The organism is Aliishimia ponticola (assembly GCF_004803475.1).
In the GTDB taxonomy this organism is placed as follows: Bacteria; Pseudomonadota; Alphaproteobacteria; order Rhodobacterales; family Rhodobacteraceae; genus Aliishimia; species Aliishimia ponticola.
Map to the genome: position 1 here is coordinate 364,580 of NZ_SRKY01000002.1, position 18,553 is coordinate 383,132.

At 61.8% G+C, this 18,553-nt stretch carries 20 protein-coding genes; 16 read left to right on the plus strand and 4 right to left on the minus strand.

Features of this window, described 5'->3' with window-relative positions:
* The gene (locus E4Z66_RS08130) at nt 1–1,128 is read left to right on the plus strand and encodes an ABC transporter permease (RefSeq protein WP_136462499.1); all 1,128 of its coding nucleotides are present in this window, start codon (nt 1–3) and stop codon (nt 1,126–1,128) included.
* Nucleotides 1,129–1,139: 11 nt separating this feature from the next.
* Here E4Z66_RS08130 and E4Z66_RS08135 read toward each other — a convergent pair whose 3' ends face one another.
* From E4Z66_RS08135 to E4Z66_RS08145, 3 genes are read right to left on the minus strand one after another with little or no spacing between them, the layout of a single operon-like run.
* A complete protein-coding gene (locus tag E4Z66_RS08135) occupies nt 1,140–2,345 on the minus strand; it encodes an ABC transporter permease (protein WP_136462500.1) in 1,206 nt (401 codons plus the stop codon).
* Entirely contained in the window at nt 2,345–3,061 is a 717-nt protein-coding gene (locus E4Z66_RS08140; RefSeq protein WP_136462501.1) for an ABC transporter ATP-binding protein, read from the minus strand. Before E4Z66_RS08140 ends, E4Z66_RS08135 begins: the two co-directional genes overlap by 1 nt.
* Nucleotides 3,051–4,301: an efflux RND transporter periplasmic adaptor subunit gene (locus tag E4Z66_RS08145; protein WP_136462502.1), complete on the minus strand. Its 1,251-nt coding sequence runs from the start codon at nt 4,299–4,301 to the stop codon at nt 3,051–3,053. The genes E4Z66_RS08140 and E4Z66_RS08145 overlap by 11 nt, the downstream gene beginning before the upstream one ends.
* 233 nt (nt 4,302–4,534) lie before the next feature.
* On the opposite strand from E4Z66_RS08145, the gene E4Z66_RS08150 reads away from it, so the two are divergent.
* The 13 genes from E4Z66_RS08150 to E4Z66_RS08210 are packed head-to-tail and all read left to right on the plus strand — an operon-like array spanning nt 4,535 to nt 15,732.
* Nucleotides 4,535–5,983 carry a YfcC family protein gene (locus E4Z66_RS08150; RefSeq protein WP_136462503.1) on the plus strand — a complete coding sequence of 483 codons (1,449 nt, stop codon included), beginning with the start codon at nt 4,535–4,537 and terminating at the stop codon, nt 5,981–5,983.
* Nucleotides 5,984–5,996: 13 nt separating this feature from the next.
* Entirely contained in the window at nt 5,997–7,226 is a 1,230-nt protein-coding gene (locus tag E4Z66_RS08155) for an arginine deiminase (RefSeq protein WP_136462504.1), read from the plus strand.
* Nucleotides 7,227–7,243: 17 nt separating this feature from the next.
* Complete coding sequence (locus tag E4Z66_RS08160; protein ID WP_136462505.1) at nt 7,244–8,245, plus strand: ornithine carbamoyltransferase; 1,002 nt, start codon at nt 7,244–7,246, stop codon at nt 8,243–8,245.
* Nucleotide 8,246: 1 nt separating this feature from the next.
* Nucleotides 8,247–9,170, plus strand: a complete 924-nt coding sequence (gene arcC, locus E4Z66_RS08165) for a carbamate kinase (protein WP_136462506.1) — start codon at nt 8,247–8,249, stop codon at nt 9,168–9,170.
* A gap of 2 nt (nt 9,171–9,172) precedes the next feature.
* The gene (gene atpD / locus E4Z66_RS08170) at nt 9,173–10,564 is read left to right on the plus strand and encodes a F0F1 ATP synthase subunit beta (protein WP_136463063.1); all 1,392 of its coding nucleotides are present in this window, start codon (nt 9,173–9,175) and stop codon (nt 10,562–10,564) included.
* Nucleotides 10,561–10,971, plus strand: a complete 411-nt coding sequence (locus tag E4Z66_RS08175; RefSeq protein WP_136462507.1) for an ATPase — start codon at nt 10,561–10,563, stop codon at nt 10,969–10,971. Before atpD ends, E4Z66_RS08175 begins: the two co-directional genes overlap by 4 nt.
* Entirely contained in the window at nt 10,968–11,255 is a 288-nt protein-coding gene (locus E4Z66_RS08180; RefSeq protein WP_136462508.1) for an AtpZ/AtpI family protein, read from the plus strand. The genes E4Z66_RS08175 and E4Z66_RS08180 overlap by 4 nt, the downstream gene beginning before the upstream one ends.
* A complete protein-coding gene (locus tag E4Z66_RS08185; RefSeq protein WP_136462509.1) occupies nt 11,252–11,551 on the plus strand; it encodes an ATP synthase subunit AtpR in 300 nt (99 codons plus the stop codon). Before E4Z66_RS08180 ends, E4Z66_RS08185 begins: the two co-directional genes overlap by 4 nt.
* Nucleotides 11,548–12,243 (plus strand): F0F1 ATP synthase subunit A, encoded by a 696-nt coding sequence (locus E4Z66_RS08190; protein WP_136462510.1) that lies wholly within the window; start codon nt 11,548–11,550, stop codon nt 12,241–12,243. Before E4Z66_RS08185 ends, E4Z66_RS08190 begins: the two co-directional genes overlap by 4 nt.
* Nucleotides 12,240–12,527 carry a F0F1 ATP synthase subunit C gene (locus tag E4Z66_RS08195; protein WP_136462511.1) on the plus strand — a complete coding sequence of 96 codons (288 nt, stop codon included), beginning with the start codon at nt 12,240–12,242 and terminating at the stop codon, nt 12,525–12,527. The genes E4Z66_RS08190 and E4Z66_RS08195 overlap by 4 nt, the downstream gene beginning before the upstream one ends.
* Nucleotides 12,528–12,531: 4 nt before the next feature.
* Nucleotides 12,532–13,287 carry a F0F1 ATP synthase subunit B family protein gene (locus tag E4Z66_RS08200; RefSeq protein ID WP_136462512.1) on the plus strand — a complete coding sequence of 252 codons (756 nt, stop codon included), beginning with the start codon at nt 12,532–12,534 and terminating at the stop codon, nt 13,285–13,287.
* A 5-nt stretch (nt 13,288–13,292) separates the two neighbouring features.
* Nucleotides 13,293–14,831, plus strand: a complete 1,539-nt coding sequence (locus E4Z66_RS08205; RefSeq protein ID WP_136462513.1) for a F0F1 ATP synthase subunit alpha — start codon at nt 13,293–13,295, stop codon at nt 14,829–14,831.
* On the plus strand, nt 14,815–15,732 hold the full coding sequence (locus tag E4Z66_RS08210) for a F0F1 ATP synthase subunit gamma (protein ID WP_136462514.1): 918 nt from the start codon (nt 14,815–14,817) through the stop codon (nt 15,730–15,732). The genes E4Z66_RS08205 and E4Z66_RS08210 overlap by 17 nt, the downstream gene beginning before the upstream one ends.
* Before the next feature lie 86 nt (nt 15,733–15,818).
* Here the strand turns inward: E4Z66_RS08210 and E4Z66_RS08215 are convergent, their stop codons facing one another.
* Nucleotides 15,819–16,487, minus strand: coding sequence for a Crp/Fnr family transcriptional regulator (locus tag E4Z66_RS08215; RefSeq protein WP_136462515.1), 669 nt, complete (start codon nt 16,485–16,487; stop codon nt 15,819–15,821).
* A 387-nt stretch (nt 16,488–16,874) separates the two neighbouring features.
* Here E4Z66_RS08215 and E4Z66_RS08220 point away from each other — a divergent pair, with 387 nt between their 5' ends.
* Both E4Z66_RS08220 and E4Z66_RS08225 read left to right on the plus strand, forming a co-directional pair.
* Entirely contained in the window at nt 16,875–17,819 is a 945-nt protein-coding gene (locus tag E4Z66_RS08220; RefSeq protein ID WP_136462516.1) for a hypothetical protein, read from the plus strand.
* On the plus strand, nt 17,820–18,488 hold the full coding sequence (locus E4Z66_RS08225) for a tetratricopeptide repeat protein (protein WP_136462517.1): 669 nt from the start codon (nt 17,820–17,822) through the stop codon (nt 18,486–18,488).
* Nucleotides 18,489–18,553 lie beyond the last annotated feature (65 nt).

The window sequence follows — 18,553 nt, forward strand, 5'->3', positions numbered from 1 at the left end:
ATGGGCCGGTGGCTGTTCAATATCTATCGTCTTGGCGTCAAGGAGTTGCGCAGCCTCTGGGCCGATCCCATCCTGCTGTTTCTGGTCGTCTACATGTTCAGTTTTGCCATCTATGCCGTGGCAACCGGGGCCAAGACCGAAGTCAGCAATGCGGCGATAGCCTATGTCGATCTGGACCAATCCGATCTGACGGGGCGCATCGTCAATGCAATCCTGCCGCCTGAATTCGACACGGCGCAGCGGATCGAATTGTCGGATCTGGAGGCCGCCATGGACAGTGGCGAATATGTATTCGTGCTGTCCTTTCCCCCCCGGTTCGAAGCGGATGTCATCGCGGGCAACTATCCGTCGGTGCAGTTGAACGTCGATGCCACGGCGATGACGCAGGCAGGCAACGGGGCGGTCTATCTTCAGCAGATCATCGCCTCGGAAATCAACCGGTTCGTCACGGGCGACGACGAGGCCAGCGCGCTGCCCATCAATCTTGTGATCACGGCGCAATTCAATCCGAACCTGCAATCCATCTGGTTCTCGTCGGTGATGCAGATCATCAACAACGTCACCATTCTTGCGGTCCTGTTGACGGGCGCCGCGCTTATTCGAGAGCGCGAGCATGGCACGATCGAGCATCTTCTGGTGATGCCGGTAAACGCATCGGAAATCATGTTGGCAAAGATATGGGCCAATGGTCTTGTGATCGTGATCGGGGCCGTTCTGTCGCTTGCGCTGGTCGTGCAGGGGGTTCTGCAAGTGCCGATTGCGGGCTCTATCCCGTTGTTTGTCGCGGGCACTGTTCTGTATCTCGTGTCGGTCACCGGGCTGGGTATCCTGCTGGCGACCTTCACGACATCCATGCCGCAATTCGGTCTGCTGGCCATGCCGGTTCTGGTCATCATGAACCTGCTTTCCGGCAGCACCACGCCGATTGAAAGCATTCCGGTCTGGTTGCAGACGGTGATGCAGATCTCTCCCTCGACCCATTTCGTCGCCTTTTCACAAGCGATCCTGTATCGCGGGGCAGGGTTTGATATCGTCTGGTCCGACATGCTGGTGATGATCGGGTTGAGCGTCCTGTTCTTCGCCATCGCGCTCAGCCGTTTCCGCCGGACCATGGCGACCAGCCAGTAGGGGCGCGCCCGCTAGTGTCGCAGCGCTTCGATCGGGTCGAGCCGCGCCGCCGACCGGGCGGGGAAATACCCAAAGACGACACCGACCGCAGCCGAGAACGCGAAAGCGATCAAGATGATACTCGGGTCCGGGATGAATGGCACGTTAAGCGCGTTTGCACCGACAAAACCAAGCGCCATGCCCAGAATGATCCCGAGCAGCCCGCCGATGGATGACAGAACGATGGCCTCGACCAGAAACTGCAGGAGAACCTGGCCCGACTGCGCGCCGACAGCCATGCGGATACCGATTTCGCGCGTGCGTTCGGTCACGGATACCAGCATGATGTTCATGATCCCGATCCCGCCGACCAAAAGGGACACCCCTGCCACCGCCGACAACAGGCCGGTCAGGACGGAACTGATGCCGGAAAGCATAGCGGAAAGCTGCTCCATCGTGTTGATGGTGAAGTCGTCCTCGTCGCTCGCACCGATCCGGCGAATTTCGCGCATCAGGGCGGTCAGATCGTTCACCGCGCGATCTGTCGAGACGCCATCGCGCATCATCAAAGATATCATCGGAACGTCCATCGTGCCTGCAATGCGGCGGGCATAGGTTCGGAACGGGATGATAATGACATCATCCTGATCTGTGCCGAAGGTGGACGCGCCTTTCGGTTCCAGCACGCCGATCACCTCGCAGCTTAAAGTTCCCAGACGGATATCCTCGCCCACGGGGGAGACACTGCCGAACAGCTCATCCACGACGGTCTGGCCCAGAATGCAGACCGACCGGCCACGCTCTTCCGCGTCGGTAAAGCCCCGCCCGGAGGAAAGTTCCCATTCCGAAAGTGTCAGATAGCCGGAATCAGTGCCGGTCACGCTGGTCTGATAGTTTTCATTCCCGAACACGGCGACCAATTGATCGGTTGCGGTGGGCACGGCGACACCGATGCTGCCCAACTGCTCGACGATCTTGTCGATATCGGACAGATCGAAGGGGCGCGCAGAGGAACTGCCGCTGCCCGGCCCCATACGGTTTTGCCCCGGCGACAGCATCAGGCGATTCGCACCCAGCGTTTCCACATCCGCCGTCACCTGCGCGGATGATCCCGCCCCGATTGTCACCATTGCAATCACAGCCGCGACGCCGATGACGACCCCCAGAACCGTCAGGAAAGACCGCATGGTGTTGCGGCGGATGGCTTGCAGCGCCAGTTTGAAGGTTTCCCACAGCATCAGGCGGCTCCCTTGCGGGTGGGTCGATCGAATTCGACCTGTCCATCCACCATCCAGATCAGCCGGTCGGCAAATTCGGCCATGTCATCTTCATGGGTGACCATCACGATCGTCAGCCCTTCGCGCCGGTTCAGTTCCTGCAACAACTCCATGATCTCCTCGGATCGTCTGGTGTCGAGGTTTCCGGTCGGCTCGTCGGCAAGAATGACCTTTGGATCGCTCGCCAGCGCCCGCGCAATGGCGACGCGCTGTTGTTGGCCGCCCGACAGTTCCGAGGGTTCATGATGCGACCGCTTGGCCAAACCGACCCGGTCCAGCGCCGCCAGCGCCCGCGCTTCGCGTTCCGCGCGCCCGATGCCCTTGTAGATCAACGGAAGTTCCACATTTTGCAGCGCGGTGGTGCGCGGCAGCAGGTTGTAGCCCTGAAAGATGAAGCCAAGGTAGTGCCGCCGGAGAAGCGCGCGCTGGTCCCGGTCAAGGCCGCCGACCTCTACCCCATTGAAAAGGTAGTGCCCGCGCGTTGGACGGTCGAGGCAGCCCAGGACGTTCATCGCGGTGGATTTGCCGCTGCCCGATGGGCCCATGATGGCAACGAACTCCCCCGTGGTGATCTTGAAAGACACGCCATCCAAGGCGCGCACCTCGGCCTCGCCATGGCCGTAGATCCGGTAGACATCGCGCAATTCGATCAGCGTGGGCGCAGGATCAGTCGCCATCGATGCGGTCCACGATCACCATGTCGCCTTCGCCAAGATCGCCGGACAGGATCACCGTCTGGTTGCCATTGCTGTCGCCGATCTCCACGTCGATCTCTACCGGTACGCCGTCCCGCAACACCCAAACGCTGCGCCCATGGGTGCCTGATTTGGCCTTGCCGGAGGGCGCGCGGGGCATGACCATCCCGACCAGACCGGAACCGGAACTGTCGCTGGCTTCGGTCTCTTGCGGCGGGCTGAACCGCAGCGCGGCATTCGGCACGGTAAGCGCGTCCTTGATCGATGCGACGGTGATATCCGCAGTCGCCGTCATCCCCGGACGCAGCGCCATGTCGGTATTCTGCACGATCAGGATGCCCATATAGGTCACAACACCGTCCAGCGTTTCAGGCGCCAGCCGCACTTGCGAAATCTCGGCGCTGAATTCCCGGTCGTCATAGGCATCGACCGTAAAGCTCGCGGTCTGGCCAATTTCGACCGACCCGATATCGGCCTCGTCAATGGCGACCTCCAGCTCCATCCGGGTGAGGTCTTCTGCGATGGTGAAAAGCACGGGCGCCGACAAGGTGGCGGCGACGATCTGGCCCGGGTCATATGCGCGGTCCAGTACCACGCCCTTCACCGGAGAGCGGATGGAAGCCGCCGCAAGATCCACCTCTGCCAGTGCGACGCTTGCTTGTGCCACATCGCGCAATGCATTGGCCGACTTGACCTGTGCGCCAGCACTCAAAAACGCAGCCTCTTTCGCGTCGAAATCCTGCCGCGATGAAATCCCGCGCTTTTCCAGTTCGATCCCGCGCTCATAGGCGGCCTTGGCTTCCACAAGATTGGCTTCGGCGGTCGCGACATTGGCCTCCGCCGAGGCGAGCGAGGCCCGTTCCAGCGCCAGCGTTGCCTCCAGCCGCGCCACGTCGAGTTCGGCAAGAACTTCGCCTTTCTCTACGAAATCGTTGAAATCGACATGCACGGCACGGATTGTTCCGGAAAGCTCGCTCGACACTTCGAACATGTCTGTCGGTTCGACCGTGCCATTGGCCGAGACCACGACCTCAAGATCGGACCGGGTCACCGGTTCAGTGATATATCTGACATTCTGGTCAGCGCCGAGCCGCGCGTAGACGGCCCAGCCGATTATACCCAGCGCGACGAGGCCAACAGCCAGAAGCGTGCGCCACGGCATCCATTTGCGGTGTGGTCCCAGACCCAGCTTGCGGGACATTTCCTCCTCTTGCGTCGTCATATCACCCCGTCCTTCGGCGGCAGTCATTCGCAAGGATGATACGCGGCGGTCGGCAGAAGTGTTTGATATGCGTCAATCGGCCAGTGCATTCGCGAGGATCGCGGCCCCGTGCCATCCGCAGATTGACGAAGGTCAATCGCGCCCGGCCTTGTCCTGACACTGTTTGGGCAGGTTTCCGGCCAATCCTTGCGACCTTGTGGGTCCGGATCGGCCGCCGAACGGAGGCAAACATCATGTCGGATTCCACATCGAGCCAGAACAGCGCGCCGCAGCAAACCGAGTCGCGCTTTCCAACCGCTTATACAATCCTGTTTCTGCTGATCCTTCTGGTGGCTGCGCTGACATGGATCATCCCGGCGGGCAGCTATGACCGTGTCATGGATGACAATGTGGGGCGCGAAGTCGCGGTGGTCGGGACATACCAAGAGGTCGCTCCCAATCCGCAGGGGGTCTGGGATGTCATGCTGGCCCCGACAGCGGGTTTTTACGATCCTGACAGCTATGCCGCGAATGCGATCGACGTTGCGCTGTTCGTTCTGTTTCTGGGCGGGTTTCTTGGCATCGTGAACGCGACCGGCGCCATCGACACCGGCATTCGCGCGGTGATGCGGCGATTGCAGGGCCGGGAAATCTGGATGATCCCGATCTTGATGTCGCTTTTTGCGCTGGGCGGGACGACCTATGGCATGGCCGAGGAAACGCTGGCCTTCTATGCCATTCTGATCCCGATCATGATCGCGGCGGGGTATGACGCGGTCACAGGCGTTGCCATCATTCTGGTCGGGGCTGGCATTGGCGTTCTCGGCTCCACGATCAACCCGTTTGCCACGGTGATCGCGTCGAATGCGGCGGGTGTGCCGTTCACCGACGGGATCGTGTTGCGTTTCGTGATCCTGATCGGCGGGCTGATCATCTGCGCGGCTTACGTCATGCGCTATGCCGCGTGGGTGAAGGCGGATATTTCGCGCTCTGTCGTGGCCAGTCAGGTCGCGGCGCATCGCGCGGTGTTTTTGCAGGACCAGCCGGACGGGGCCGGGGCCACGGCGCTGACGGGCCGGCAATCCATCGTCTTGACCATCTTCGGGCTGACCTTCGCCGTCATGATCTGGGGCGTCTCCACTCAAGGCTGGTGGATGGCGCGGATGGGGTCCCTGTTTCTTGGGTCCGCCATCGTGATCGGTCTGATCGCCCGGATGGGAGAGAAACAGCTGACCGGAAATTTCGTGGATGGCGCGCGCGATCTTTTGGGCGTGGCACTGGTGGTCGGGCTTGCCCGGGGCATCGTGGTCATCATGGAAAACGGCCGGATCGCCGACACGATCCTGCACAGCGCAGAACAATCGCTTGCCGGGCTGGGTGATCTTGCCTTCATCAACCTGATGTTCTGGATCGAAGTGGGCATGAGCTTTTTCGTGCCATCCTCTTCGGGGCTGGCGGTGTTGTCGATGCCGATCCTTGCGCCGCTTGCCGATTTCGCGGGGGCAGAGCGTGGGCTTGTCGTCACCGCCTATCAATCCGCGAACGGGCTGGTGAACCTGATCAATCCGACCTTTGCCGTCGTGATCGGCGGCCTTGCGATCGGGCGGGTGTCTTATGACCGCTGGCTCGTCTTCATCTGGCCGCTTCTTCTGATCCTGATCGTGTTCATTACCGCTGCGCTGAGCATCGCGGCGCTTGTTTGATGGAGACTCCGAAATGAATGAGCATCCCCTTGGCGTGTACTCCGAAACCGGCATCTTGCGGCAGGTCATCATCTGCCGTCCGGGATTGGCGCATCGCCGACTGACACCGGATAATTGCAAGGATCTGCTGTTCGATGACGTGTTCTGGGTCAAGCAGGCGCAGAAGGACCATGACATTTTTGCGCAGACGATGCGGGACGAGGGGGTCGAGGTTCTCGACGTGAATGATCTGCTGGCAGAGACATTGGACATTCCCGATGGCCGCAACTGGATACTGGATAACAGGATCACACCCGATCAGGTCGGTGTGGGTATGCTGCCAGAACTGCGCGCGTGGATGGACGAATTGCCTGCCGCGCAATTGGCTGAATATCTGCTGGGCGGATTGGCCGCCGATGACTTGCCCTTTGCGCCGTCGGGCCTGTTCGGCAGTTACCTTGGCCTTCACGGCTTCATCCTGCCGCCACTGCCAAACGCGCTGTTCACCCGCGACAATTCCGCGTGGATTTTCAATGGGGTCTCGGTGAACCCGATGTTCTGGCCCGCCCGAAGACCCGAAACGCTGCTGAACACCGCGATCTACAAGTATCACCCCAAATTTGCCGGACGGACGACGATCCATTTCGGCGATCCAACGGTCGGCCACGGGCGCGCGACGGTCGAAGGCGGGGACATCATGCCAGTGGGGGATGGCACCGTGCTTGTCGGCATGGGCGAGCGGTCATCGCCCCAGGGTATCGGGCAATTGGCCGAGGCGCTGTTCGACACCGGCGCGGCGCAGCGCGTGCTGGCCTTTGCGATCCCGAAATCGCGCGCGGCGATGCATCTGGATACGATCTTCACGCTATGTGGCGGCGATGTTGTGACCACCTTCAAGGAAGTCGCGGACGAATTGACCTGCTATGACATCCGTCCCGGCGAGGGGGCCGCGCCCTTGCAGTTTCGCCACGACACCCGCCCGATCTTCGAGATCGTCGCCGAAGTGCTCGGCTTCAAGCGTCTGACCATCGTGCCGACAGGCGGTGCCACCAAGGAAGAGCGCTCCCGCGAGCAATGGAACGACGGGAACAATGTGCTGGCGCTCCGGCCGGGCGTGGTCATCGGGTATGACCGCAACGATGATACCAATGCGGCGCTGGAAGCGGTTGGCATCAAGGTTCTGGCCATTCCCGGCGCCGAACTGGGCCGGGGCCGGGGCGGCGGCCATTGCATGAGTTGTCCCACCATCCGCGACGCGGTCTGAACCTGAAAGGACATCGAATGGCGTATAACCTCAAGAACCGACATTTCCTGACGCTGCGCGATTTCACCCCGCGCGAGATCGCCTTTTTGCTCAAGCTGGCGGCGGACCTGAAAGCGGCGAAATATGCCGGGACCGAACAGCCGCGTCTGCAAGGCAAGGATATCGCGCTGATCTTCGAGAAGGACAGCACCCGAACGCGGGTCGGCTTCGAAGTCGCCGCTTTCGATCAGGGCGCGCGCGTCACCTATCTGGGGCCGACGGGATCGCATATCGGCCACAAGGAGACCGTCAAAGACACAGCACGGGTTCTGGGCCGGATATATGATGCGATCGAATATCGCGGCTTTGGCCAAAGCGTGGTCGATCAGTTGGCGGAATATTCCGGTGTGCCGGTCTATAACGGGCTGACCGATGAATTTCATCCGACGCAAATCCTCGCGGATTTCCTGACGATGCAGGAACATGTCGAGAAGCCGCTGCATCAGGTGGCCTTCGCCTTTCTGGGGGACGCGGGCAACAACATGGGTGACAGCCTGCTGATTGGCGGGGCGAAGATGGGCATGGATGTGCGGCTATGTGCGCCCAAGGCGTGCTGGCCGGACCAAAGCATCGTTGACGAGGCCAAGGCGACTGCGGCCGATACTGGGGCACGTCTGACCCTGACGGAAGATGTGGACGCAGCCGTGCAGGGGGCCGATTTCATCTATACCGACGTGTGGGTGTCGATGGGCGAGCCGAAAGAGAAATGGGCCGAGAGGATCGCACTTCTGAAGCCCTATCAGGTCACGGCGGATGTGATGGCGCGAACCGGCAACCCGCGCGCCCGCTTCATGCACTGCCTGCCTGCGTTCCATAATGCCGAAACCTCTGTCGGGGCGCAGATCAAGGCGGAATTCGGTCTGGACGCGATGGAGGTCACGGAAGAGGTCTTCGAAAGCCCCGCCTCCATCGTCTTTGATCAGGCGGAAAACCGGATGCACACGATCAAGGCTGTTCTGGTCGCAACTTTGGGGGATTGAGATGCTGGTTGTCGCAGCGATTGGGGGCAATGCGTTGCTGCGGCGGAGCGACCCGCTGACAGCCGAACGGCAACGCGCCAATGTGCGGGTCGCCGCGCAGGCCTTGGCGGCGGTGGTCCGCGCGGGCCATACGCTGATCGTTACCCATGGGAACGGCCCGCAGGTGGGGCTTCTGGCGCTGCAAGGGGCTGCATACAAGCCGGATGAAAGCTACCCGCTGGATGTATTGGGGGCCGAGACCGAGGGCATGATCGGCTATCTGATCGAGCAGGAGTTGGAAAACGCGCTGGGCCACGATCATGCGGTCGCCACCCTGCTGACACAGGTTGTCGTCGACCCCGCAGACCCTGCGTTCCGGAACCCGACAAAATTCGTGGGGCCGGTCTATTCCCGGGAAGAGGCCGAAGCCCGCGCGAAAGCTGCCGGTTGGCATATTGCGCAGGATGGCGACCATTGGCGGCGGGTCGTACCGTCACCCGCGCCCATCGAAATTCCGGATCTACGTGTGCTGCGTTTGCTGCTGGATCAGGGCGTCACGGTCATTTGCGCAGGCGGCGGGGGGATTCCGGTAATGCGGCGCAATGACGGGTCGATGCTGGGGGTCGAGGCCGTGATCGACAAAGACGCGGCAAGCGCTCTTCTTGCGGCAGATATCGGTGCGGATGCGCTGCTTCTTTTGACCGATGTCAAAGCAGTCTACGCGAATTTCGGGTCCGATGGTGCCGAAGCGATTGAAAGACTGTCACCAGAGGACGGAAAAACCATGGCACTGCCCGCAGGATCAATGGGACCAAAGCTGAAAGCCGCGTGCGATTTCGCGGCGCTGGGCGGCTTTGCCGGGATCGGGCAGCTTGGCGATGCGCTGGATATTTTGAACGGCGTTGCGGGAACGCGCGTGACGCGCAGCGACGGAGACCGCGCTTGACCATGGGGGCCGCTGCTGCACAGCCCGAGGCGGCGACCGATGGCGTGATCGTCGCCATTCGCGGCGGCATCGTCGATGTCGCGTTTGAGGGCGCGGTGCCGCGTATCCACGATTTGCTGTATGCCGGGGAGGTCGCGCTTGAGGTGTCGGCGCTGATTGGCGCTCGGACGGTGCGTGCCATGGCGATGGCGCCGGTCCGCGGTCTGAGCCTTGGTATGCCGGTGCAGGCCACGGGCGGACCGATCGAGGTGCCGGTGGGCGAGGCCGTGTTGGGGCGGATGCTGGACGTGTTCGGCGCTCCGATCGATGGACGCCCGGCGCCCGACGCGCAGTTGCGCCGATCCATCCATCAGCCGCCGCCACGGTTAAGCGAACGGATCGTGCATTCCGCGTTCCTGGAAACCGGAATCAAGGCAATCGATTTGCTGTCGCCCATCGAACGCGGCGGCAAGACGGGACTTTTCGGCGGCGCGGGCGTGGGCAAGACCGTTCTGATCACGGAGCTGATCAACAACACGGTTCAGCATCACAAGGGGGTCAGCCTTTTTTGCGGCATCGGCGAGCGATCGCGGGAAGCCGAAGAGCTTTACCGCGAGATGGGCGAAGCAGGCGTGCGCGAAAAGACCGTGATGCTGTTCGGCCAGATGAACGAAGCGCCCGGCGTGCGGTTTCTGATTGGCAATACGGCCCTGACCATGGCGGAGTATTTCCGGGATGAGAAACAGCAGGACGTGCTCTTGCTGATCGACAATATCTTTCGCTTTGTGCAGGCCGGTTCCGAAGTGTCTGGCTTGATGGGCCGGATGCCATCGCGCGTGGGTTATCAGCCGACACTCGCGACCGAACTTGCGGCGCTTCAGGAACGGATCACGTCCACTTCGCGCGGGGCGATTACCTCTATCCAGGCCGTGTATGTGCCCGCCGATGATTTCACAGATCCGGCGGCGGCGCATATCTTTTCGCATCTGTCGGCATCGGTCGTCCTGTCCCGCAAACGGGCGAGCGAGGGGCTTTATCCGGCGGTCGATCCGCTGGCATCGACTTCGGTCATGTTGACGCCTTCGGTGATTGGGCAACGGCACTATGACATTGCGCGGGCGGTGCGCGGAACGCTCGCCGCCTATGACGAATTGCGCGACATCATCGCGATGCTGGGGCTGGAAGAACTGTCATCCGCCGACCGGTTGACCGTGGCGCGGGCACGGCGGCTTGAACGGTTCCTGACGCAGCCATTCGTGACCACCGAAGCCTTCAGCACCCAGAAGGGCAGGACCGTGCCCATCGCAGAAACGCTCGACGGGTGTGAAACCATCCTGAATCAGACCGACTTCCCGCTTCCCGAAAGCGCGTATTACATGATCGGCGGGCTGGCAGAGCTGGAGGACGCCGCATGAGCATGGCGCCCGACATGACCGTGACCTTGCGCCTGCCAATGGCGACGCTGTTCGAAGGGCGCGCCGCGCGTCTCACGGGGGTGGCCCCGACCGGCGCCTTTGGCATCTTGCCGAACCATGTCGATTTCGTCACCGCGCTGGTGCCGTCGGTGATGACGCTGCACCTGGCCGATGGCTCGGAAGAGATTTTTGGCCTCGATGAAGGGCTGCTGGTCAAAAAGGGGCACAAGGTTTCGGTGGCCGTGCTGCGCGGGGTGCGGGGCGACGATCTGAGCAGTCTCCAGCAGACGGTGAAGACCAGCTTTGTGCAGATGGACGAGGAAGAGCGGCAGGCCCGGTCGGCGCTATCCCGGCTGGAGGCCGACATGGTGCGCCGCTTCGCCGAATTGCAAAGGTCGGCAGTATGAGCCGCGATCCAGACAAACCCGCCGAAGACATCGCGCGGCACGCAAAGCGCATGAAATCCTCGCGCGATCATCCGGGCCCCAGCCCGCTGCGTGGCATCGGGACGTTCGGGATGATCGGCTGGTCCATCGCGGTGCCGACAGTGGGCGGGGCGTTTCTGGGGCTGTGGCTGGACCATGCCGCGCCGCAACGCTTTTCGTGGACCATCGCCCTGATCCTTGGCGGCGTGGTGATCGGGGCATTCATCGCTGGCGCATGGGTCAGCAAGGAAGGAGGCGAGGAATGATCGCATTGGATTGGGCCGCGTTCGGAATCGGCGGCGCTGCTGGCATCGCCATGAGCGTGGTGTTCTTCGCGGGACTGGCCCTTGGTATGCGGCGCGCCTTGCAGGGCGGACACGCGGTGAGAACGCTGGCAATCAGCGCGGCGCTGCGGATTTCGGCCCTTCTTGGGGCGGGCTGGCTTGTGGCGACCCATGTCGGGCCTTGGGGCTTTGCCGGATATGGTCTGGCCTTTTTCCTGTGCCGCCATATCGCAACGGTCATCGCCCGCGCCCCGCAGCCAGAGGGCAGCCCGAAATGACATTGTCGCCCGACGAAATCACCATGTTAACCCTATGGGGCTTTGCGGTGAACGCGACCATTTTCTACACGTGGATCGTGATGGCGGTGCTGACCGTGGCCTCCATGATCATCACCCGAAATCTGCGCGCCGACGTGCCGCCGAACCGCTGGCGCACCACGCTGGAGGTCATCGTGCAGACGATCCAGGGCCAGATCGAAGAGATCGCGGGCGGGCCATCGCGGCATCTGATCTACTTCGCAGGCACGCTGTTTCTGTTCGTTGCGGCGTCCAATCTGCTGTTGGTCGTTCCCGGGTTCGAGCCGCCGACATCATCCTTGTCCACGACCACGGCGCTGGCGCTGTCCGTTCTGGTGGCTGTCCCGCTGTTCGGCATCACCAGCCGGGGGCTTGGGGGCTATCTCATGACCTATCTGCAACCTTCCTTCATCATGCTGCCGTTCAACATCATTTCGGAATTCTCACGCGGCATTTCCCTCGCGATCCGTCTTTACGGCAACATCATGAGCGGCGCGGTCATCGCGGCCATCCTGCTGACCGTCGCGCCGTTCTTCTTTCCGGTGGTGATGGACCTGCTTGGCCTGCTGACCGGCATGATCCAGGCCTACATCTTCGCCATCCTTGCCACCGTTTACATATCGAGCGCGACCGCGCCGCGAAAATCTTCAGACCCACAGGAGGACACTCCATGACAGACCTCGCCATCATTGGTGCCATCTCCATTTTCACCGCCGGGCTGACCGTCTCCTTCGGGGCCATTGGCCCGGCGCTGGGGGAAGGCAAGGCCGCGTCCACGGCGTTGAATGCCATCGCGCAGCAACCCGACGCGGCTTCTACCTTGTCGCGCACGCTCTTCGTCAGCCTTGCGATGATCGAGTCGACAGCGATCTACTGTTTCGTGGTTGCCATGATCCTGATCTTCGCCAACCCGTTCTGGAATGCAGCCGTGGAAGCCGCGGCGACGGCGGGCGGCTAAGCCAATGTCCATCGACTGGATCACAGTTGCCGCACAGCTTGCCAATTTTCTGGTGCTTGTCTGGCTGCTCAAACGGTTTCTCTACCGGCCCATCCTTGATGGGATCGACGCGCGCGAGGCAGAGATCACCGCACGGATGGAAGTCGCGGCGCGCGCCAAGGAAGAGGCGAGCAGGGCTGAGACCGAATACCGAAACCAGTTGGCGGCGCTTCAGTCCGAACAGGCGTCAGCGTCAGAGGCGGAGCGCAGAGCCGCGCAAAAGGAGAAAGACGCCCTGCTGTCCGAGGCCCGCGAGCGGATCGAACGCGAGCGCGCGGCATGGGCGACCCACCGCGACGACGAAACGCGCAACTTCGTGACAAAGCTGCACCGCGCGGGCGGGCAGGCGCTGTTGGAACTGACCCGCAAGGCGGTCTTCGATTTGGCCGATGAAACGCTTGAAGCGCGGATCGCAGCGCATCTTGCCGGTCAGATCGAAACGATGGACGGCAATCTGAAAAAGGCGGCAGGCAGCGCGCCCGATGCCGTGGTCCTGAGCCGCGCGCCGCTGGACCCATCGATCCAGCAGGAAATCCGCGCGGTATTGCAAGATCGGTTTGACGGGATTGCCGTGCGCTTTGACACCGACGCCACCCAATCGCCGGGGCTTGCCCTGCGTGTGGGCGGCGCGCAGCTGGCATGGACGGTGGACACCTATATCGACGATTTGGACACGCTGGTGACGGACCGTCTGACAAACGCCCTTGAGGCGAAGCTGTGACCGCGATGCGTAACGCTGCCGACATTCACCCGATGGAGCCGGACGACCTGTTGCAGCTGGTGCTGCAAAGCCCATCGCCCGCGCCGCGCCTGAGCGAGGTGGGCGAAGTCGCCGAAGCGGGTGACGGGATCGCCGTTGTTTCCGGGCTGGACCGGGCATTGTCCGACGAGGTGCTGGAATTTGAAAGCGGTGTGCAGGGGATCGTGCTTGACCTTGAGCCGGGCCGGTTGGGCGTGGTCTTGCTGGGCGCGTCTGACCGGGTCGCGGTTGGAGAGCGGGTGTTCAGATCGCACCGCGTCGTCAGCACATGGGTCGGTGACGGTCTGTTGGGCCGGGTCGTGGACGCGCTGGGCAATCCGACCGATGGTAAAGGCCCGTCCAAAGCCGACATGCTGCGCCCGGTGGAGGCAGAAGCCCCTGACATCCTTGCGCGCAGGGCAATTTCACGGCCTTTGGCCACCGGGCTCAAGGCCATCGATGCGGCGGTGCCGATTGGTCTTGGCCAGCGCCAGTTGGTGATCGGTGACCGGCAGACGGGCAAGACATCCATCTGTGTCGATGCGATCCTGAACCAGAAATCCACCGATGTGATCTGCATCTATTGCGCCATCGGTCAGCGGGGCGACGCGGTCGCCAAGGTGATCAACGCCATTCGCGCGGGCGGTCTGACGGACCGGACGATCGTCATGGCGGCCGGGGACGAAGAGGCGGCGGGCCTGTCCTATGTCGCGCCCTATGCCGCGACGGCCATGGCGGAGTATTTCTCGGGGCAGGGCAAGGACGTTTTGCTTGTGTTCGACGATCTCACGCACCATGCCCGATCCTACCGCGAGCTATCGCTGCTGTTGCGCCGTCCGCCGGGGCGCGAAGCATTCCCCGGTGACATTTTCTATATCCATGCCCGGCTTCTTGAACGGGCGGGGCAGTTCACCGAAACGGCTGGTGGCGGGTCGATCACGGCGCTGGCGGTCGTTGAAACGCAGGCGGAAAACCTGTCGGCCTATATCCCGACCAACCTTATCTCCATCACCGATGGGCAGGTCTACTTGTCGCCCCATCTTGTGCGCAAGAACCAGTTTCCCGCCGTCGATCTTGGCAAATCGGTCAGCCGGGTCGGTGGCAAGGCGCAAAGCCCGGCCTTCCGGTCGGTGGCGGGCAACCTGCGCGTGACCCTGTCACAGTTTGAAGAGCTTGAAGATTTCGCCCGGTTCGGCACGCGGTTGGATGACGCGACCCGCGCGCGGCTCACCCGCGGCGCTGCGGTGCGCACTGCGCTGCGCCAAGCCGAACGCGATCCGATGAGCGCGGTGGAACAGCTTGCCATTCTGACGGCGGCAAATGACGGGGCGCTGGACGGGCTGGCGGAGGGCGGCGCCGACAAGGTCATGCAGCATATCCGGGGCGCGGCGCGCCGCGATCTGGCGGACATTGCTGAAACGATCCTGAACGGGGCCGGGCTGGACGAGGAGGCGCATCGCCGGATGCGGGCCATCGGGCAGCATGCGCGCGCAGCGATGGAGAGGCCAGATGCCACAGACGCTTGAAGACCTGACGCGCCAAATGGGTAGCATGTCGAGCATTCATAGTGTCGTACGCACCATGAAGACGCTGTCGGTCATCAACTCTGCGCCCTATGAGCGTGCGGGCCAAGCGATCGAGGCATATAACCAGATCGTCAAGGACGGGCTGCATGCCTTCGTCCGGGCGGCGGGCCTGATGGACGGGGCAAGCGAGACACCCGGGGCCGTGGGCGCGCATGTGCTTGTTGTCTTTGGCTCCGATCATGGGCTGTGCGGAAATTACAACGAGGTGCTGGCGGCGACGGTCGCGCGGTCGATCAAGGACAGGGACGGCGACGGGCCGACGGTTCTTTGTGTTGGGGCGCAGATGGCCGATGCGCTTGCCGATCAGTCGATCCTGCATGACGGTCTGTTTCTGCCCCCGGCTTCCGTTGACGGGATCGGGCGGCTCGCAAATGCGCTGACGCGGCATCTGGATGACATCCGGCGCGATGCGGCTCCGGCTGAAATTGCCGTCGATCTTGCCTATACCGCCCGCAGCGATGGCGGCGCGCAGGAACAGCACATCCTGCCGCTTCTTCCGTTGAACACGGCGCTCTTGCACGAGTTGCAGGCCCGGCCATGGTCCTCGCGCACGCTTCCCACCTTTACCGCGCCCCCTGCCGAACTGTTTCAGGCGCTGATCCGGGGCTATCTGTTCTCGACCCTGTTCAAGGCATCGGCAGAGGCGATGGTGTCCGAAAATGCCGCGCGGCTTGCGTTGATGAGCCAGGCAGAGCAATCGGTCGAGGATCGGCTGGATGATCTGAAGGCAGAGGCGAACACGCTGCGACAAAGCGGTATTACCTCTGAACTTCTGGACGTGATTATCGGTTTCGAGGCGCTGAAGAAGCCCCGCAAGAACAGTAAGGCCAAGGCCAGCTAGCGCCGCCGCGCGTGGGCCGGTGCGTCAAACGTGGCAGTGCCGGGATTTGCGATCGCCCCGGTATGCACGGCCCAGACCCGGTTGCATCAAACAGGCTTGATGTTGGGAAGGGCCGCCAAATTCCCCTTGGGATCGTCGACGATGCGGTATTTTTCGCAGGATTTCAGCTCAATCAGCCCCGCTCGCTTGAGATGGCTGAAGGCGCGGCTTACCGCCTCTGTCGACAGGCCGATATGGTCGCCGATATCGCGCCGGCACATGGGCAGCACGACGAAGCCGGACGTTGGGCGCTTGGCGGCGTAATCCTGCAGGAAGTGAAGCAGCCGATCCGGCCCTTTCGACTTCGACAGCATCAGCAACTGCCGCTCTCTTTCCGCAAGAAGGCCGCGCACCCAGGCTCTGATCTCGTGTCTCAGGGCAACATTGACGGCAAGTTCTTGTTCAAGAATTGATTTCGGCATGGATTTCACGATGACGTGGTCCACCGCTTCGGCGGTGAAATGCCAGTAATCCATATCCGTTATGCCAACCACCTCACCTTTTCTCTGGAAGGAAAAGATCTGGCGACTGCCGTCCGCGTCGATGGTGCAACAGCGGACCGTTCCAGAGGCAACGAGGTATACCGCGTCCGCAGGTTCCCCATGAAGCAGCAAGGTGCTGTTCGTCTGGAAGTGCTGTTCGAATGAATGACGCGCGAACAGCGAAAGCACTTCGGACTGGTCGGTTTTGCACGGCTGCGGGTTCATTTCGGGCATGTGGCCAGCGGCGCTGGGTGACAGATGCCTCAGCGGCACGGCTTTTGACCCGATTGAAGGCTGTTCGCGTAGCGGATCGCCTTGCGGTCTTTTGATTATCCCAGTCACGTGTCCCACCTGTTCCGAGGGTCTGGGTTCTTCGCTGGATGCGCCGCATACGCAAGTGGCCTCTTGCCACGGGCAATATTTACGACCAAAGCCCCCTTGTGGCGCGTTGGTTTTCCGACTGGTATGAATGCGGCGAGGCGTCGAACAACCCTCAGCATGTAATGTATACGTTTCTTAACACACTTAAAGTGATTCACGGTGAATCCGTTCGGATGGGAGCCGAGTAAAACCCCCGTAGAGGCGGGGAGAAGGTTGGGATCGATATTGGATTTAAGGCATATGTCCGTGCCCTCTGGCGACATCGTGCGCACGCATCTGGCGCGGATTGCCGACAGTCGGCAGTTTCGCAATGCGCCGCGCCTTTCCCGCTTTCTGATTTATGTTGTGGAACAAAGTCTTGCCGGGAATTCAGACCGGCTGAAGGGCTATTCGATCGGGCTGGAAGTCTTCGACAAGGAGCCGAATTTCGATCCGCAGACCGATACCATCGTTCGGGTTCAGGCGCGTGCGCTGCGCCAGAAGCTGGAGGAGTATTACCTGCAAGACGGCGCAAGCGACTTATTGCGCATCGTCATTCCCAAGGGGCGGTATGAGCCGGTATTTTACGCGGTTTCGCAACAGCCCGACCCGGCGCAGGCTGCGTCCCAGCCCATGGATGCCGAAGAACTTCCGCAGGCCAAGCCGTCTGATCGGCCTAGTATCGCGGTATTGCCCTTTGAGTGCATCGGGCTGGGCGCGGATTGCGCATCCATGGGGCTTGCTCTGACCGAAGGCCTTATTTCCGAACTGTCCCGGTTCCGCGGGCTGTCCGTCATGTCGCGCGCCACGACGGAGAACGCGAAATTGGTCGGGCTGAGTATTCGGCAGATTTATCAGCGCTTTCGCCCCGATTTCGTTTTGCAAGGCGGCTACCGCATTCGCAATGCGCGGATCGAAGCGCATGTCCAGATCATCGACGCGGCTGCCGACAAGGTTCTGACGACGGAACGGTTCGACATTCGCAGCGACACTAACAAGATGTATGACGTGCAAGATGAATTGGTGGCGCGTATCGCGGCGCGCTTCGGGGTCGAACATGGTCCCATCGGGCGTTATGCGCAGCGTCAACTGGGCGCGCCCGCATCCGTCAAGTGGCACAGTTATGCATGGCTTTCCCGGTATTATGAGCGCGGCGCGCAACTGGATCAAACGGGCCGGGATGAGGTCACGGGGGGTCTGGAATAAGTGATCGCCCAAGACCCCAGCCTGGCCGACGCGCATGCCGCGCTTGCGATGATCGAAATCGAAAACTTCAGAACCATGACAGCCGATGTCGGTGACCCGCGAAAGCTGGACCGTGCGACGCAACATGCGGTGCAGGCGGTTCGGCGCGACCCTCTCAGCGCGACCGGGCATCTGGCGCTGGCTCTTGCCAACTTTCATGCCAAGCGGTTCGTCGATTTTCGCGCCTCGGCAAAGCGGGCATTGCTGCTGAACCCATGCCATTCGGATATGCTGGCAATGCTGGGCATGTGTTTTGTGCGCCGCGCGCAGTGGGATGAGGGGATGCCGCTGGTCGAGCGCGCGCTCGTCCTCGATCCGCTTTGCCCCGATTGGTATCACATGCCAAAGGCGATGTTCCTGATGATGACCAAGGGACCGGAAGAGGCCATCGCCGAATACAAGAAGCGCCCCATGCCGGATTTCTTCGCCTATCATGCCATCTTGCTTTGGTTCCATGTCGAGGTGGGGGACATGTCGTGGGCGGAGTTCGAAAAGACTCTGCTGCTTCAGGCGGCTCCCGACGCGGAAAGTTTCATGAAACGGTATTTTGACGCTATTTGCCTGTGTGACGACATTGCGGAGCGGGCGCTTGCCGCCTTTGCGCGGGTCGGGCTGCGCATCACCGGATAACGGCCCGGACGCGGGCAACGTGTCTGCACGCGGCAAGTCCGGCTGACCCCAATCAGATTGGCTCA

What these genes read in the sequence shown, in the direction of transcription:
- E4Z66_RS08130 (WP_136462499.1), top strand. Translation starts at nt 1, where the DNA reads ATGGGCCGGTGGCTGTTCAATATCTATCGTCTTGGCGTCAAGGAGTTG.
- E4Z66_RS08135 (WP_136462500.1), bottom strand. Translation starts at nt 2,345, where the DNA reads ATGCTGTGGGAAACCTTCAAACTGGCGCTGCAAGCCATCCGCCGCAAC.
- E4Z66_RS08140 (WP_136462501.1), bottom strand. Translation starts at nt 3,061, where the DNA reads ATGGCGACTGATCCTGCGCCCACGCTGATCGAATTGCGCGATGTCTAC.
- E4Z66_RS08145 (WP_136462502.1), bottom strand. Translation starts at nt 4,301, where the DNA reads ATGACGACGCAAGAGGAGGAAATGTCCCGCAAGCTGGGTCTGGGACCA.
- E4Z66_RS08150 (WP_136462503.1), top strand. Translation starts at nt 4,535, where the DNA reads ATGTCGGATTCCACATCGAGCCAGAACAGCGCGCCGCAGCAAACCGAG.
- E4Z66_RS08155 (WP_136462504.1), top strand. Translation starts at nt 5,997, where the DNA reads ATGAATGAGCATCCCCTTGGCGTGTACTCCGAAACCGGCATCTTGCGG.
- E4Z66_RS08160 (WP_136462505.1), top strand. Translation starts at nt 7,244, where the DNA reads ATGGCGTATAACCTCAAGAACCGACATTTCCTGACGCTGCGCGATTTC.
- arcC (WP_136462506.1), top strand. Translation starts at nt 8,247, where the DNA reads ATGCTGGTTGTCGCAGCGATTGGGGGCAATGCGTTGCTGCGGCGGAGC.
- atpD (WP_136463063.1), top strand. Translation starts at nt 9,173, where the DNA reads ATGGGGGCCGCTGCTGCACAGCCCGAGGCGGCGACCGATGGCGTGATC.
- E4Z66_RS08175 (WP_136462507.1), top strand. Translation starts at nt 10,561, where the DNA reads ATGAGCATGGCGCCCGACATGACCGTGACCTTGCGCCTGCCAATGGCG.
- E4Z66_RS08180 (WP_136462508.1), top strand. Translation starts at nt 10,968, where the DNA reads ATGAGCCGCGATCCAGACAAACCCGCCGAAGACATCGCGCGGCACGCA.
- E4Z66_RS08185 (WP_136462509.1), top strand. Translation starts at nt 11,252, where the DNA reads ATGATCGCATTGGATTGGGCCGCGTTCGGAATCGGCGGCGCTGCTGGC.
- E4Z66_RS08190 (WP_136462510.1), top strand. Translation starts at nt 11,548, where the DNA reads ATGACATTGTCGCCCGACGAAATCACCATGTTAACCCTATGGGGCTTT.
- E4Z66_RS08195 (WP_136462511.1), top strand. Translation starts at nt 12,240, where the DNA reads ATGACAGACCTCGCCATCATTGGTGCCATCTCCATTTTCACCGCCGGG.
- E4Z66_RS08200 (WP_136462512.1), top strand. Translation starts at nt 12,532, where the DNA reads ATGTCCATCGACTGGATCACAGTTGCCGCACAGCTTGCCAATTTTCTG.
- E4Z66_RS08205 (WP_136462513.1), top strand. Translation starts at nt 13,293, where the DNA reads ATGCGTAACGCTGCCGACATTCACCCGATGGAGCCGGACGACCTGTTG.
- E4Z66_RS08210 (WP_136462514.1), top strand. Translation starts at nt 14,815, where the DNA reads ATGCCACAGACGCTTGAAGACCTGACGCGCCAAATGGGTAGCATGTCG.
- E4Z66_RS08215 (WP_136462515.1), bottom strand. Translation starts at nt 16,487, where the DNA reads ATGCCCGAAATGAACCCGCAGCCGTGCAAAACCGACCAGTCCGAAGTG.
- E4Z66_RS08220 (WP_136462516.1), top strand. Translation starts at nt 16,875, where the DNA reads ATGTCCGTGCCCTCTGGCGACATCGTGCGCACGCATCTGGCGCGGATT.